Annotated in this window: 1 protein-coding gene; it reads right to left on the bottom strand. The window is 41.2% G+C overall.

Translation table 11 applies throughout. The annotated features are described in order from the left end of the window. Positions 1-102 precede the first annotated feature (102 nt). Positions 103-1,202, bottom strand: a protein-coding gene (locus ESZ48_RS19175; RefSeq protein ID WP_223266524.1) for an IS3 family transposase whose coding sequence is annotated in 2 segments (ribosomal slippage) — positions 103-941 and positions 941-1,202 — 1,101 coding nt in all. Because the reading frame shifts where the segments join, the coding sequence is not laid out codon by codon here. Positions 1,203-1,266: the final 64 nt, after the last annotated feature.

A 1,266-nucleotide genomic window follows, 5' to 3' on the forward strand; every position in this document is an offset into this window, starting at 1 on the left:
TGTATGCTTCCCCAATTTAGAACTGTTTGTTAATCCAAATATATAGTTTTTCCGTTTTAAAATGAATTGGCTTTCTCTTCATGTTTCTGTTTAAAAGCCAATTTATTTTAAAATGTGCCCAGCGGCAGCGGCATGTTGCCTTTTCGCATATTCTACAGGTGCAATTTTGCCCAAGGAATCGTGTGGTCTATGATTGTTATAATCATCCATCCATATTTGTGTCTGTTCTCTTACCTGGTCTATGCTCTCAAAGATATACTTATTGAGGACACCTCTTCTATATGATCCATTGAACCGCTCTACAAAAGCATTTTGGGTAGGTTTTCCAGGCTGTATATATTTAAATTCTATCTCGTGCATCTCGCTCCATACACTGGCAATGTGGGCGATGAATTCAGGACCATTGTCCATCCTGATCTTTTTAGGCTTTCCTTTTTTATTGATCAGATGGTTGAGCACCCATACGATACGGTTACTGGTCAACGAGAAATCAATCTCGATATGCAGTGCCTCCCTGTTATAATCATCGATGATATTGAATGCCCTAAAGCGTCTTCTGTTCTCCAGAACATCTGTTACAAAATCCATACTCCAGGTATGGTTAAGCGTATCCGGAACCTCTAATGGCTCTTTTACTCTCGCAGGCAATCGCTTTTTTACTTTTCGTCTTAATGGAAGCCCTAATGAAACATAGACTCTGTGCATACGCTTGTGGTTCCATACTTTTCCCTCGTTGCGCAATCTGTCATAGGCCTTCCAAAAACCCTCTTCCGAGTGTTGCTCAGCCTTTTTTTGTAGTGCCATTTCTATCTCGGTATCATCCTTTGGCAATGGTTTATAATAATAAACACTCTTGCTCATATTTAAAACACGGCACGCCCTGCTGATACCGTAATGAAGGAGTTCATTGGCAATAGTTCTCTTAAGGCAGGGCTTCAGAGCTTTTTTTCAATGATCTCCTTGGCCATTTGATGGTCCAGGGCTAGCGTGGCATACATCTGTTTTAGCCGTCGGTTCTCCTCTTCAAGTTCCTTGAGCCTCTTTAGTTCTTTGGAGTCCATGCCGGCATACTTTGAACGCCACTTGTAAAAAGCGGAAACGCTCACGCCGTGCTCACGACTGATCTCGTCTACACTCTTTCCGTTGTCGAACTCCTTTAGGATCTTTGCGATCTGCTGTGGTGAAAATTTACTCTTTCTCATAATACTGTCTAAATTAAGATAATTATTCTACTTTTAAACAGTTCTGTTTTAGGGGGAGCTTACA

The organism is Gelidibacter gilvus (assembly GCF_004115975.1).
In the GTDB taxonomy this organism is placed as follows: Bacteria; Bacteroidota; Bacteroidia; order Flavobacteriales; family Flavobacteriaceae; genus Gelidibacter; species Gelidibacter gilvus.